Source organism: Calidithermus terrae (assembly GCF_003574345.1).
Classification (GTDB): domain Bacteria; phylum Deinococcota; class Deinococci; order Deinococcales; family Thermaceae; genus Calidithermus; species Calidithermus chliarophilus.
Genome location: NZ_QXDL01000012.1, coordinates 25,791 through 38,520, shown reverse-complemented (window position 1 = coordinate 38,520; position 12,730 = coordinate 25,791). Strand labels below are relative to the sequence as shown.

Sequence of the window (12,730 nt, the reverse complement as noted above, 5' to 3'; positions counted from 1 at the left end):
GGCTCGGCGGCGGTGGTGATCGCGGCGGGGGTGGGGCAGAAGCCGGGGGAGACCCGCCTCGAGCTGCTGGGGCGCAACGCGCGGGTCTTCGAGCAGGTGATCCCCGCCGTCCTCGAGGCCGCGCCCGGGGCCGTCCTGCTGATCGCGACCAACCCGGTGGACGTGATGACCCAGGCCGCCACCCGCATCTCGGGCCTGCCTGAGAGCCGGGTGATCGGCTCGGGCACCATCCTCGACACCGCGCGTTTCCGCGCGCTCTTGGGGGAGTGGCTCGAGGTCTCGCCGCAGTCGGTGCACGCCTACGTGCTGGGCGAGCACGGCGACTCGGAGGTGCTGGTGTGGTCGGGGGCGGAGGTGGGCGGGGTGGCGCTGGAGGAGTTCGCCCGCCAGAGCGGGAAGAGCCTGGACGAGGAGGTGCGCCGCCGCATTGACGACGGCGTTCGCCGCGCCGCCTACCGCATCATCGAGGGCAAGGGCTCGACCTACCACGGCATCGGGGCCGGGCTCGCCCGCCTGGTGCGGGCCGTCCTCACCGACGAGCGCTCGGCCTTCACCCTCTCGACCCTCACCCCCGAGGTGGAGGGCGTGAGGGAGGTGGCCCTGTCCCTGCCGCGCATCCTGGGGGCGAGCGGGGTACTCAGGACCCTCGAGCCCCAGCTTTCCCCTTCCGAACGCCAGGCCCTGGGGCACAGCGCCCAAGTCCTCAAGCAGGCGGCGGTGGAGCTGGGGTTTTAAGTCACCCCACGGTGAGCTGGTCAAATAGCCATACGGAGGCAAGTTTCAGCAAAGACTTACGCTCACCGTGGGGGCCCCGACGAACGACAAGCATACCTCGGGGGTGCTTAGGCCCCAGGCCGGTTCACCCCGGGTTACCCGCCACAGGCCACGCGCCCCTAGCCACTGCCCTCCTCAACGCCCCTCCGGCGGCGGCAGCGTGCGGTTATAGCTGATCCGCACGGCCGAAGTGCTGTTCAGGATGGCTTCCTCGTTGTCCAGCAGCCACTTCCTGACCTCGAGCGGCGCGTTCTGCATCAGCCAGCCCTTGGCGGCGGCCCCGCGCCCGATGACCAGGGCGTTGACCCAGTAGCCCAGCGCGCTGCCCTTCATGCCGGAGAGGTTGCCCGGCTTGCGGGCCTCGAGGAAGGCGCTCTGGTAGCGCTGCATCTCCTGGAGGTTGCGGGCGGGGAACTGCCGGGTGGCGTCGTAGAGCTGGATGCCGTCGTAGGCGTAGACGCGGGTCACGCCGGGCGAGTCGGCGAAGGAGAGGCCGGCGAAGTAGGCGTACACGCCCACCGTGATCAGCTCGGCCCGCCCGTCGCCGTCGAGGTCGCGCACCTCCTGGATGCCCCCGTCGCCCCACTCCTCGTACATCAGGTTGCGCAGCCCGCCCTCCTGGGTGAAGAGGTAGTGGGTGAAGCAGCAGTGCGCCCCGCCCGAGTAGTCGGTGAGCAGCAACTCCTTGGGGGCTTTGCCGGTGACCTCGACCAGCGAGGCCTCCAGCCGCCAGCCCCGCACCTCGAGCCGGGTGCGCCCGCTCGAGAGGACCCGCGCCACCTGCCCCCCCTCGCTCTTGCCCTCGATCCGCACGCCGTAGCCGCCCCAGGACAGGGTTTGCAAGGGCTTCTGCGCCAGGCCAAGGGGGGCCAGTGCGGCCAGCGTTGCCAGCATCCAGTGCTTCATGGGGCCATTATCGAGCTTCAGGGGTGCCACCACACCGAGAAGTCAGGGTAGTAGGCCTCCACGATCTCCTGGAACAGGAAGTAGTCCACGATCAGGTGCACCACCAGCACGTAGACCAGCACCCTCGAGCGCTCGAACATGACGCCCTGGGTGAGGGCCAGGAAGAACACGAACAGCGGCCCCCAGCCCTGGAAGGCCATGTCGTAGAGCACCGAGGTGTACACCACCGACTGCGCGAGGTTGGCGCTCCAGAAGGGGAAGAGCGAGCGCAGGAGGGCGAAGCAGGTGTTGACGAAGAACAGCTCGTCCCACACGCCCACCAGGTTGATCCCGGCGAAGAGGGTGAGCAGCGGGCCGCTCGCGGGCTCGGGCGGCAGCTTCCAGTTGAAGGGGACCTCGGGCGAGAGCACCCCGAAGTAGAGCCGGAAGGCGGCCCAGGCCAGCGGGACCGACAGCAGCACGTAGCCAAATTCCACCCAGCTAAAGCGCCGGGGCCACAGGTGAAAGCTGAGCAACCCGGGGTCGCTGCGCCGCAGCAGCAGGGGCGGCAGGGCGATCACCGCCAGGAAGGGGAGGCCCAGCGTGAGGAACTTGACGGGCCGGGTGTCGGTGCTGATGGGGGCCAGCGCCAGCAGCAGGATGCAGCCCAGCAGCACCCCCATGCGCCGCCGGAAGGCCGCGTCGCGGCTTTGCCAGACCGCCCAGGCGCTCAGGCCGAAGGCGACGCTGCCGGGGAGGAAGGCCTCGAGGGGGATCAGCAGCACGGTAGCCGCACAGAAGGTGACGAGGGCGAAGGTTCTCACTCGCACGGCAGTGTATCGCGGGTTGGGGTCGTGTGGAGGGTGCAGGCGGTCGAGCGCTGGGGCGCGGGTCGTGCGTCCTACGCCGAACGCCGAACGCCGAACGCAAGACGCAAAACGCAAGACGCCCTAGGCCCTCGACGAACCACGGGCCCTGGCGCGGTACTTTATGCTTGAATTGGGAATCTTTATTCGGGTAGCATGGGCGCTTGGAGCCGCGTGCGGCCAAAGGTGGTAGGCTGACCGGCTGGAGAGCTGAGGACGCGATGCCAGCACGCACGGACATCAAGAAGATCCTGATCATCGGTTCTGGCCCGATCACCATCGGCCAGGCGGCGGAATTCGACTACTCGGGGACCCAGGCGGTCAAGGCGCTGCGCTCGGTGGGGTACGAGGTGGTGCTCGTCAACTCCAACCCGGCCACCATCATGACCGACCCCGAGCTGGCCGAGGGCACCTACCTCGAGCCCCTCACCGCCGAGTTCCTCGAGAAGGTCATCGCCAAGGAGCAGCCCGACGCCCTGCTGCCCACCCTGGGCGGCCAGACCGCGCTCAACCTGGCGATGCAGCTTTACGAGCAGGGGATCCTCGAGAAGTACGGCGTCGAGCTCATCGGGGCCAACGCGGCGGCCATCAAGAAGGGTGAGGACCGCGAGGAATTCCAGCAGGCCATGCTCAAGATCGGGCTCGACGTGCCGCGCGGCAAGATGGTGCACAGCCTCGAGGAGGGCTTAGAGTTCGCCCGCAGCGTCACGGGCTACCCGGTGGTGGTGCGCCCGAGCTTCACCCTCGGCGGCACCGGGGGCGGCATCGCCGCCGACGAGGCCGAGTTCGTCGAGATCCTGAGCCGGGGGCTCTCGCTCTCGCCCACCCACTCGGCGCTGGTGGAGGAGAGCATCGTGGGGTGGAAGGAGTTCGAGCTCGAGGTCATGCGCGACCACAACGACACCGTGGTCATCATCACCTCCATCGAGAACGTTGACCCCATGGGCGTGCACACCGGCGACTCCATCACCGTCGCCCCCGCGCAGACCCTCTCCGACGTCGAGTACCAGAAGATGCGCGACGCGGCGCAGGCCATCATCCGCGAGATCGGCGTCGAGACGGGCGGCTCGAACATCCAGTTCGCCGTTGACCCCAAGAGCGGGCGCATGATCGTCATCGAGATGAACCCCCGCGTCTCGCGCTCCAGTGCGCTGGCCTCGAAGGCCACCGGCTTCCCCATCGCCAAGATCGCCGCGCTGCTGGCGGTGGGCTACCGCCTCGACGAGCTGCCCAACGACATCACCCAGAAGACCCCCGCCTCCTTCGAGCCCAGCATCGACTACGTGGTGGTCAAGATCCCGCGCTTCGCCTTCGAGAAGTTCAACACCCTGCCCAACACCCACGGCGGCTTCTCCGACCGGCTGGGCACGCAGATGAAGAGCGTGGGGGAGGTCATGGCCATCGGCCGTACCTTCAAGGAGGCCTTCGGCAAGGCGCTGCGCAGCCTCGAGAGCGACGTGCGCGCCGAGTTCGCCCACCTCACCGACGCCGAGCTTTTCGCCAAGCTCTACCCCAGCCCCACGCGAATTTATGCAGTGCTCGAGCTGCTGCGCCGGGGCGTGAGCGTGGAAGACCTCTACCAGGCCACCAAGATCGAGCGCTGGTTCTTGCACCAGTTCGAGGAGGTCGTGCAGGCCGAGCGCGCGCTGGGGAAGGGGGAGTGGCGGCTGGAGGACCGCGAGGACTGGCGCTACGCCAAGGGGCTGGGCCTCTCCGACGCCCGCATCGGCGAGCTGGTGGGCGTCTCGGAGGCGGTGGCCCGCAAGGAGCGCGTGGCGGCGAGCGCGAAGCCGGTGTACAAGACCGTGGACACCTGCGCGGCCGAGTTCGAGGCCTACACGCCCTACCACTACTCGGCCTACGAGCTCGAGGACGAGGTGCGCGCCACCCAGAAGCAGAAGGTGGTGATCCTGGGCTCGGGGCCCATCCGCATCGGGCAGGGCGTCGAGTTCGACTACGCCACCGTCCACGCGGTGTGGGCGCTGCGCGAAGCCGTGATACCGCCTGAGCGGCCCGGCGAGGCCGGGGCACAGGGCTACGAGACCATCATGGTCAACTCCAACCCCGAGACGGTGAGCACCGACTACGACACCGCCGACCGCCTCTACTTCGAGCCCCTGACGCTGGAGGACGTGCTCAACCTCGCCGAGCACGAGCGCCCCGCCGGCGTCATCGCCACGCTGGGCGGCCAGACCCCCCTCAAGCTCGCCAAGAAGCTCGCCGACGCCGGCGTGAGGCTGCTGGGCACCTCCTGGGAGGCCATCAACAAGGCCGAGGACCGCGCCGAGTTCAACGCCCTGTGCGCCGAGCTGGGCATCCCCCAGCCCAAAGGCGCGGTGGCGCGCACCCCCGACGAAGCGCTCAGGCTCGCCGAGCAGATCGGCTACCCGCTGATGGCCCGGCCCTCCTACGTGCTGGGCGGGCGGGCCATGCAGGTGGTGCGCAGCCCCGAGGAGCTGCAGTGGTACCTGAGCGGCATCTACGCCGCCCTCAGCGAGCGCCCCTCGATCCTGCTGGACCAGTACCTCGAGGGCGCCCTCGAGCTCGACGTGGACGCGCTGTGCGACGGGGAGCGGGTGGTGGTGGCGGGCGTCATGGAGCACATCGAGCGGGCCGGGGTGCACTCCGGCGACTCGGCCACCGTGCTGCCGCCCGTCAGCCTCACGCCGGAGCAGCTCGAGACCGTCCGGGCCTACACCCGTAAGCTGGCCCTGGCGGTGGGCGTGCGGGGGCTCATCAACGTGCAGTACGCGCTCAAGGACGGCACCGTCTACATCCTCGAGGCCAACCCCCGCGCCTCGCGCACCGTGCCCTTCGTCTCCAAGGCCATCGGCCACCCGCTGGCGAAGTACGCGGCCCTGATCGCGGTGGGCAAGACCCTCGGCGAATTGGGCTTCACCCAAGACCCCACCCCCGCCTTCTACTCGGTTAAGGAGGTGCTGATCCCCTGGCTGAAGTTCCCCGGCGTGATACCGGTGCTCGGCCCCGAGATGCGCTCGACCGGCGAGAGCATGGGCATCGACCGCGACCCCTACCTGGCCTACTACCGCGCCGAGCTGGGCGTGAACCAGAAGCTGCCGCTTTCCGGGAAAGTGCGGATTATTGATGATGCCGCAGGGACGGCGCGCGCGTCGTCCCTGCGGGCCGAATGGCTGGAGGCGGGCTTCGAGATCTCCGACGGGGATTATGACCTGCTGATCGCCCTGGAACCCCACCCTGAGCTGCGCCGGGCCGTGGAGAGCGGCAAGCCCTTCATCACCACCCTCGAGGGCGCCCGCTGGAGCCTCGAGGCCGTCAGGCGCGCGCGGGAGAGCGGGCTCGAGGTGCGCTCCTTGCAGGACTGGCACCGGGCCTGACACCCGGTTCGGGTAGCCCGTCACCGTTCGGTGACGGGCTACCCGGCCGAAGGGAGTGCTCCGGGTCGCGCCGGGGCGCTACTGCGCCGGCTTGTAGAGGTCCACGCCGCCGGCCTTGTCGAAGTTGGCCTTGAGGAAGGCGGCGTCCACCAATGGCTTGCTGTCGGGGCTGCCGGGCAGGGTGCCGGCGAAGACCTCGAGCGCGTCGAGGTAGCCGTCGCCGTCGGAGTCCTTCATGGCCTTGAGGGCCTCGTAGAGGGCGGCGTTGATGGTGCCCTTGAAGTTGGCGCGCACCAGCTCGCCGAAGGGGTTCCAGGGGGCCCCGCCGTTGGCGTTGACGTGGCAGAACTGGCAGGTGACGCCCGGGCTCAGGTGGAACTGCTGGACCGCCTGCGTGCGGTAGGGCGGGCGGGCGAGGGCGAGGGAGAGGAGGACGGTAGCCGATCCCAGCAGGACCCACGTCAGAATTTTTTTCATGGTGACCTCACTTTACAACGATCTTCCCGCCCATCGAGCTCCCGTGGGCGGTGCAAATGTACTCGTACGTTCCGGGGACGTCGAGGGCGATCTCCGCGGAAGTGGCACCGCTCGCCAGGTTCCCGGTGTCGAAGGCCCCGGGGGCGCTCGCCTTGGTCACGGCGCCGTGCGGGACGTCGTCGCTGTTCTTGAAGCGGACTTTGCTGCCGGCGGTCGCCGTGCAGTCGCTCGGGTTGTAGCTGAAGCTCGGGATGTCGATCACGGCCGGGCAGGGGGTTTGCGCGCCTCCACCGCCCTGTGGGGTGCAGGCCACACCGAGTAGCGCCAATCCCAGCAAGAGCCACGCTTTCATGGAATACCTCCGCCCCGAGCTTAGCACGCCGGCCCCATCCAGGGCTTCAGCCCTTCTTAATCGCCCACCGCGCTCACGTCGCCGCAGGCGATGCTGGGCCCTACGGCTTGAGGGCTGTTGGCGTGCACATTGAAGTAGGTGGTGCCCTTGGGGTAAGCGGCCACCTTGTCGGCGGGGATGAGCGTGTAGGCCACGGCTTTGCCGTCGGCGTCGGCGACGAGGTTGGTGAGGGGGACGATCTTGTTGCCGTTCTGGGCCTTGCAGCTGGCGTCGCCCGCGTCGTTGAAGTGGATGTGGTTGGCGTAGCTCCCCGAGCCCGGCTTGAGCCCCTCGAGCTGCACGAAAGCCCAGTGCTCGCCGCCGGGCAGCGTCACCAGCACCGCGCTGCCCTTGAGCCCCTCGCCGCCCAGGCTGGCGAAGCGGGCCTGGGGTTTCTGCCCCCCTTGGGCCAGCACCGCCAGGCCCACGACCGCCAGGATGCCGATCAGCCATTTTCGCTTCATGGGACACCTCCATCCCCCCATACGCGGGGCGCGGCCGGCCGGATTCAGCGGCAAAAACCGGCGGCCCGAAAGCCGCCGGTCGGTGGGGCCAGGCCTACTCCGAAGAGCTCACCTCGGGGATCTTGAAGCCGTCCTTGTAGGCCTCGAGCAACTGCGCCATCGCCCGGCCGCGGTGGGAGTAGCGGGCCTTCTCCTCCAAAGTCATCTCGGCAAAGGTCTTGCCCGCTTCGGGCACGAAGAACAAAGGGTCATAGCCGAAGCCCTTGTCGCCGCGGGGGGCCTCGAGGATCACGCCCTCGGTCACGCCGCGGAACATCTGCATGAAGCCCTGGGGGTGGGCCACCGCCAGCACCGCCACGAAGCGGGCCGTGCGCTGCTCCATCGGCACGCCCTTCAGGCGCTCGAGCAGGTAGACGTTGCGCTCGAGGTCGCTCTTGCGGCCGCCGAAGCGGGCGGAGTAGACCCCGGGCTCGCCGTCGAGGGCATCGACCTCGAGGCCCGAGTCGTCGGCCAGGGTCAGCAGGCCGGTCTGGCGGCAGGCGAAGGCCGCCTTGAGCATGGCGTTGTCCTCGAAGCTCGCCCCGTCCTCGGGGGGCATCTTGAAGGTGTAGTCGAGCAAGGAGGCGAGCTCCCAGCCCAAGGGCGCGAGCCCTTCGCGCAGCTCGCGGAACTTGCCGGGGTTGTTGGTGGCGACGAGTAGGCGCATAGGGGTAGGGCGGGCGGAGGGCTTGGCGGCCTCCGGGGCCACCTCGAGTGTAGCCGACGACCCGGGGGGCGACAGCTCGACGGTGGGGTGCAGGTGGTCCATGATGTGGTGCCCCAGCAGCCGGCGCACGGCCCGCTCCCACGGCGAGAAGCGCTCGCGCTCGGCAGCGGACATCTCCGCGAGGGTCTTGCCCGCCTCGAGCACGAAGAACAGCGCGTCGTAGCCCACGCCGCCTTCGCCCTTGGGCTTGTGCAGCAGCACGCCCTGCGTCTCGCCGACGTAGGTCTCGGTCTGGCCCTGGGGGTAGGCCAGGGTGAGCACGGTCATGAAGCGGGTCACGCGCTCCTGCGGCGGCAGCCCTTGCAGCTTCTGCAGCAGCACCTTGCGGCGCTCCTCCTCCGAGGAGCCGGGGCCGAATTGCAGCGAGAAGAACACCCGCTGCCCGGCGTGGGTGTACTCGAAGCAGCTCTCGTCGAGCAGGATGGGCAGGCCGCTGAGGTCGGCGAGGTGCGCGGCCACGACGGGCACGCGCTCGGTGAGGTCCTCGCCGGAGGCGTCGGGGTCGGGCAGCAGGCCGGCGTAGCCGCCGATGGGCTCGAGCTGCCACCCCAGCGGGGACAGAAGCTCGCGAAGCTTGGCGAGCTTGGGCTCTTTGTTGGTGGCTACCAGTACGCGCATGGCCGTTTCCTAGGATAGGGGTTTTCGCATCTGCGCGTGCACGGTTTTGATCAATTCGGGCATCTGGCCCAGGCCGGTCTCGAGCATGCGCCGGTAGACAGGCTGCGGCACCGGGCGGCCCTCGCCCCCGCCGTGCACCTCGATGACGTCGCCGTCCTTGGTAGCCACCACCGTCAGGTCGGCCCAGGCGCTCTCGTCCTCGTGGTGGGTGAGGTCGAGGAGGATGCGGTCCTCCCCGAACCAGCCCAGGCTCACGGCGGCGAACTCGCTCAGGGGCCACTCGTCGATCTTGCCCAGCATCACCAGCCGGTCGAGCGCGGCGTAGAGCGCGGCGTAGCCGCCCAGCAGCGAGGCTACGCGGGTGCCCCCGTCGGCCTGGAGCACGTCGGCGTCGATGATCACGGTCTTGTTGGGCAGGAGCGAGAGGTCGAGGGCGGCCCGGAAGGCGCGGCCCATGAAGCGCTGGATCTCGGCGGTGCGGCCCGAGAGCTTGTGGCGCTCGCGCTCCTTGCGCTCCTTGGTCGAGCGCGGCAGCAGGTTGTACTCGGCCATCAGCCAGCCCTCCTTGGCCGAGACGTGCCGCGGAACCCCGTCGGCGAGCGAGACCGTCACCAGCACGCGGGTCAGGCCGAGCTCGACCAATGCCGAGCCCTCGGCGTAGGCGCTGTAGCCGAGCTCGAGCTTGAGCGGGCGCATCTGCAGGGCCTCGCGCCCGTCCTTGCGGGCGCTCTTGGTATCGGGAGGAAGGTTCACGGCAGCCCACAGCATCCTCCCTCGAGGCGCCCCCCGTCAAGCGAGCGCACTTGCCGCTGGGGCCAAAACCGGCTAACATAGCTGTCTGCGGGCCGGTGTAGCTCAGCGGTAGAGCACTCGATTCGTAATCGAGCGGTCGTCGGTTCAAATCCGACCACCGGCTCCAGCCTGGGACGGGGTTCTCACCCCGTCCTTTAGCTTTTACCCAAGCATCCCCAGGCCACGCCAGCACCCCGCCCGGATCTGTTAGCCTTCGCGAAGGCCTACGCGTGGCACCGGACCCAGGCTCCACGCCGGAGGGCTCGCAGCCAGTGGCCTGTGGCTGTGGCTCGTGGTTATCCCCCCCGGCCCTCCGGGTTAGCGTCGAGGGTCGAGGGTCTAGGACGTTTTGCGCCTTGCGTTTTGCGTACGACGTACGGCGTAGGACGCACGACGCCGGGCGCGGCGTTTGGCTATCGGCTATCGACGTCTTCCGGCATCCTACCCCCAACGCCTCACGCCAGAGCCACCGGACGGCCCAGCCGCACGGTAAGCACCGGGATAGGGGCTTTCTCCACCAGGCCCCGCGCCACCGAGCCCAGGTTGGGGTGGCCGAGGCTGCCGCGCTCGTGCGAGCCCACCACGATCAGGTCCCCGGGCCGGATCTCGGCAAGGATCGCCGCCAGGGGGTTACCCCCCAGCAACTGCGCCTCGGCCTCCACGCCCAGGCGGCGGGCCAGGGCCAGGTCGTCCTCGAGCACCCGCCAGCCCATGACGTTCATGGCCTGCTCGACCTCCTCCTCGCCGCGGCCTGGGGAGGCCGAGGGGTATCCGGCGAGGCTGAGGTAGTGGCGCAGGGTGCTGTCCTTGACGAAGAGGAAGCAGGCCTTGGCCCCGAGGTTACGGGCGATCTCCAGGCCCTCCCGCGCGACCTCCTGGCTGTTGGCCCCGATGTGCACGGGGATCAGCACGCGTTGGTAGTCCATTCCGGCCAGCTCCTTCCGCCCTCAGCGTAGGCGGCCCGCCTGAATGGGCTCTGTCCTGAGGCTAAGCGAAGGCTGAGCACGGGCTGAGTTCCGGCTGAGTGCGGCTGAGCCGGGCCTGAGCCTGTATGCTCGAGCCGGGGAGGTGATCGTCCTGAAACGCATTCTGGTCATCGACGACGACGAGGGCATCACCCACTTCCTCCGGGTCGGGCTCACCTACGAGGGCTACGCCGTCGCCACGGCGGCCAGCGGCGAGGAGGGGCTACGGGTGGCGCGCGAGCAGCCGCCCGACCTGGTGGTGCTCGACTGGATGCTGCCCGAGCTCTCGGGCCTCGAGGTCCTGCGGCGGCTCAAGGCCGTCAACGAGAAGCTCCCGGTCATCCTGCTCACCGGCAAGGACGCCCCCGACGACCAGGTGCTGGGCTTCGAGACCGGCGCCGACGACTACGTGCTCAAGCCGGTGCACTTCGAGATCCTGCTGGCGCGCATCCGCGCCCGCATGCGCGACCAGGAGCCCCAGCCCGAGGTGCTCGCCTACGCCGACCTGCGGATGGAGCCGGCCGCGCACACCGCCTTCCGGGGCTCGCGCGAGATCCAGCTCACCGGGCTCGAGTACCGCCTGCTGCAGCTTCTGGTGGAGAACCCCGAGCGGGTGTTCTCCAAGAGCAGCATCCTCGACCGCATCTGGGGTGAGGACTTCTTCGGCGACCCCAACGTGGTGGAGGTCTACGTCAAGCAGTTGCGGCAGAAGCTCGAGGCCGGCGGCGAGCCGCGGCTGATCCAGACCATCCGCGGGGTGGGCTACGTGCTGCGGGCGCTGCCCGCGGAGGCCTAGCGGGGGCGAGCCGTGTCCATCCGCTTGCGCCTGGCCCTGTGGTACGGCACCACCACCGCGCTCATCGTGACGCTGGTGGCGCTGCTGGGCTGGGGGGCCTACGTGCAGGGGCAGTACCGCCTGCTCGACCAGGTGCTGCTGCTGTCGGCCAACCACGTGGCCGCAGGGTGGCGGGCCTCGGGCACCTCCTACGTGCTCGAGGCCGACCTCTCCGAGCTCGAGGTCGCCTTCCGGCTCTACGGCCCCGGCGGCAAGCTCAAGCGCACCTCGCGCCGCGTCCCCGAGCTGCCCCTCATCGACCCCGCCCGCTTCCTCGAGCAGGCGCCCGCCCGGCCGCGCGGGTGGGGCCTCCTCGGCTGGACACCCCCCGGCGTGACCCCCGCGGGCGCGGCCTTCGGCCTGAGCCGGGGCGAGGGCACCCGCTGGCGCACGCTGGTGCAGCGGCTGGAGCGCGAGGGGGAGGTGCTGGGCTACCTCGAGGCCCTCACCCCGCTGGGTAGCCTCGACCGCTCGGTGCGCTCGCTGGGCTTGCTGCTGGTGGGCCTGATCGTGCTGTCGGTGCTGGGGGTGCTGGGCCTGAGCCTGGCCCTGGCGGCCATCGGGCTGCGGCCCATCGACCAGCTCAACCGCGCCGCCCAGCAGATCGCCCGCTCGCGCGACCTCTCGCGCCGGGTGGAGGGCCGCCCCGGCGGCGACGAGCTCTCGCGCCTGGCCGAGACCTTCAACCAGATGCTTTCCAGCCTCCAGGAGGCCGACGGCGCCCAGAAGCGCTTCGTGGCCGACGCCTCCCACGAGCTGCGCGCCCCGCTGGCGACGATCCAGGGCAACCTCGAGCTCCTGCGCCGCTACCCCCAGATGCCCGCCGCCGAGCGGGAGAAGACCCTGCGCATGGCCGAGCGCGAGGCCGTGCGCCTGTCGCGGCTGGTCAACGACCTGCTGACCCTGGCCCGTGGGGACGCGGGCTTGCCGCTGCGCAGGGCCCCCGTCGAGCTGAGGGCCGTGGCGCAGGAGGCGCTCACCGAGGCGCGCTACCTGCTGCGGGGGCAGCGGCTCGAGGCCCCCGGGCTCGAGGGGGCCTGGGTGCTGGGCGACCGCGACCACCTCAAGCAGCTCGTCCTGATCCTGCTCGACAACGCCATCCAGTACACCCCCGAAGGCGGCGAGGTGCGGCTGTCGCTGCGTGCGGAGGGGGAGGAGGCCCGGCTCGCGGTGAGCGACACCGGCATCGGCATCCCGCCCGAGGACCTGCCCCACGTCTTCGAGCGCTTCTACCGTGCCGACCCGGCCCGCAGCCGGAACAAGGGCGGCAGCGGCCTGGGGCTCGCCATCGCCCGCTGGGTCGTCGAGCGGCACGGGGGAGCGGTCACGGTGGAGAGCCAGGTCGGGCGGGGCACCACCGTCGCGGTGCGGCTGCCCCTGCAGGCGCCCGCGCCGCCCGACCGGTAGGGATTGCCGATGGCCGGTCGTCCCAGCATCGCCTGCAAGCCCCCTCGCACGTGCCGGGGGTGGCTATGGGCCGCCGGCGGCCCGCGCAGGAAGCCTGTTGGTATACTCGAGCCACAATTCGCTGCTTCCGCAGC

12 protein-coding genes, 1 tRNA gene and 1 pseudogene are annotated in these 12,730 nt (G+C 69.9%); 5 read left to right on the top strand and 9 right to left on the bottom strand.

Features of this window, described 5'->3' with window-relative positions; all coding sequences use genetic code 11:
* Positions 1-735: lactate/malate family dehydrogenase (locus tag Mterra_RS02865; RefSeq protein ID WP_119313789.1), on the top strand; the 735-nt coding region annotated here is incomplete at its 5' end.
* Positions 736-909: 174 nt separating this feature from the next.
* On the opposite strand, the gene Mterra_RS02860 is transcribed toward Mterra_RS02865, so the two are convergent.
* Both Mterra_RS02860 and Mterra_RS02855 read right to left on the bottom strand, forming a co-directional pair.
* A complete protein-coding gene (locus tag Mterra_RS02860) occupies positions 910-1,680 on the bottom strand; it encodes a hypothetical protein (RefSeq protein ID WP_119313787.1) in 771 nt (256 codons plus the stop codon).
* 17 nt (positions 1,681-1,697) lie between these two features.
* Positions 1,698-2,483, bottom strand: coding sequence for a CPBP family glutamic-type intramembrane protease (locus Mterra_RS02855; RefSeq protein ID WP_119313786.1), 786 nt, complete (start codon positions 2,481-2,483; stop codon positions 1,698-1,700).
* A gap of 263 nt (positions 2,484-2,746) precedes the next feature.
* On the opposite strand from Mterra_RS02855, the gene carB reads away from it, so the two are divergent.
* Complete coding sequence (gene carB, locus Mterra_RS02850; protein WP_119313785.1) at positions 2,747-5,881, top strand: carbamoyl-phosphate synthase large subunit; 3,135 nt, start codon at positions 2,747-2,749, stop codon at positions 5,879-5,881.
* Between the two features lie 78 nt (positions 5,882-5,959).
* On the opposite strand, the gene Mterra_RS02845 is transcribed toward carB, so the two are convergent.
* From Mterra_RS02845 to rph, 6 genes and pseudogenes are all read right to left on the bottom strand, one after another.
* On the bottom strand, positions 5,960-6,358 hold the full coding sequence (locus tag Mterra_RS02845; protein ID WP_119313784.1) for a hypothetical protein: 399 nt from the start codon (positions 6,356-6,358) through the stop codon (positions 5,960-5,962).
* A 7-nt stretch (positions 6,359-6,365) separates the two neighbouring features.
* The gene (locus Mterra_RS02840; protein WP_119313783.1) at positions 6,366-6,710 is read right to left on the bottom strand and encodes a plastocyanin/azurin family copper-binding protein; all 345 of its coding nucleotides are present in this window, start codon (positions 6,708-6,710) and stop codon (positions 6,366-6,368) included.
* Positions 6,711-6,766: 56 nt separating this feature from the next.
* A complete protein-coding gene (locus tag Mterra_RS02835) occupies positions 6,767-7,213 on the bottom strand; it encodes a hypothetical protein (RefSeq protein ID WP_119313782.1) in 447 nt (148 codons plus the stop codon).
* A 94-nt stretch (positions 7,214-7,307) separates the two neighbouring features.
* On the bottom strand, positions 7,308-7,919 hold the full coding sequence (gene rdgB / locus Mterra_RS23015; protein WP_027893948.1) for an RdgB/HAM1 family non-canonical purine NTP pyrophosphatase: 612 nt from the start codon (positions 7,917-7,919) through the stop codon (positions 7,308-7,310).
* 126 nt (positions 7,920-8,045) lie between these two features.
* A pseudogene (locus Mterra_RS23010) lies at positions 8,046-8,597 on the bottom strand (non-canonical purine NTP pyrophosphatase); the annotation flags it as partial.
* A gap of 9 nt (positions 8,598-8,606) precedes the next feature.
* The gene (rph, locus tag Mterra_RS02825; RefSeq protein ID WP_245971499.1) at positions 8,607-9,350 is read right to left on the bottom strand and encodes a ribonuclease PH; all 744 of its coding nucleotides are present in this window, start codon (positions 9,348-9,350) and stop codon (positions 8,607-8,609) included.
* A gap of 91 nt (positions 9,351-9,441) precedes the next feature.
* Between rph and Mterra_RS02820 the strand changes: the two genes are divergently transcribed.
* A tRNA-Thr gene (locus Mterra_RS02820) sits at positions 9,442-9,516 on the top strand.
* Between the two features lie 328 nt (positions 9,517-9,844).
* On the opposite strand, the gene Mterra_RS02815 is transcribed toward Mterra_RS02820, so the two are convergent.
* Positions 9,845-10,315 carry a universal stress protein gene (locus Mterra_RS02815; protein ID WP_119313779.1) on the bottom strand — a complete coding sequence of 157 codons (471 nt, stop codon included), beginning with the start codon at positions 10,313-10,315 and terminating at the stop codon, positions 9,845-9,847.
* A gap of 142 nt (positions 10,316-10,457) precedes the next feature.
* Here Mterra_RS02815 and Mterra_RS02810 point away from each other — a divergent pair, with 142 nt between their 5' ends.
* Both Mterra_RS02810 and Mterra_RS02805 read left to right on the top strand, forming a co-directional pair.
* Positions 10,458-11,150 (top strand): response regulator transcription factor, encoded by a 693-nt coding sequence (locus Mterra_RS02810; RefSeq protein WP_119313778.1) that lies wholly within the window; start codon positions 10,458-10,460, stop codon positions 11,148-11,150.
* Between the two features lie 12 nt (positions 11,151-11,162).
* Positions 11,163-12,596: a sensor histidine kinase gene (locus Mterra_RS02805; RefSeq protein WP_119313777.1), complete on the top strand. Its 1,434-nt coding sequence runs from the start codon at positions 11,163-11,165 to the stop codon at positions 12,594-12,596.
* Positions 12,597-12,730 lie beyond the last annotated feature (134 nt).

Coding starts and splice junctions, on each gene's coding strand:
- Mterra_RS02860 (WP_119313787.1), bottom strand. CDS start 1,680: ATGAAGCACTGGATGCTGGCAACGCTGGCCGCACTGGCCCCCCTTGGC.
- carB (WP_119313785.1), top strand. CDS start 2,747: ATGCCAGCACGCACGGACATCAAGAAGATCCTGATCATCGGTTCTGGC.
- Mterra_RS02845 (WP_119313784.1), bottom strand. CDS start 6,358: ATGAAAAAAATTCTGACGTGGGTCCTGCTGGGATCGGCTACCGTCCTC.
- Mterra_RS02840 (WP_119313783.1), bottom strand. CDS start 6,710: ATGAAAGCGTGGCTCTTGCTGGGATTGGCGCTACTCGGTGTGGCCTGC.
- Mterra_RS02835 (WP_119313782.1), bottom strand. CDS start 7,213: ATGAAGCGAAAATGGCTGATCGGCATCCTGGCGGTCGTGGGCCTGGCG.
- rdgB (WP_027893948.1), bottom strand. CDS start 7,919: ATGCGCCTACTCGTCGCCACCAACAACCCCGGCAAGTTCCGCGAGCTG.
- Mterra_RS02815 (WP_119313779.1), bottom strand. CDS start 10,315: ATGGACTACCAACGCGTGCTGATCCCCGTGCACATCGGGGCCAACAGC.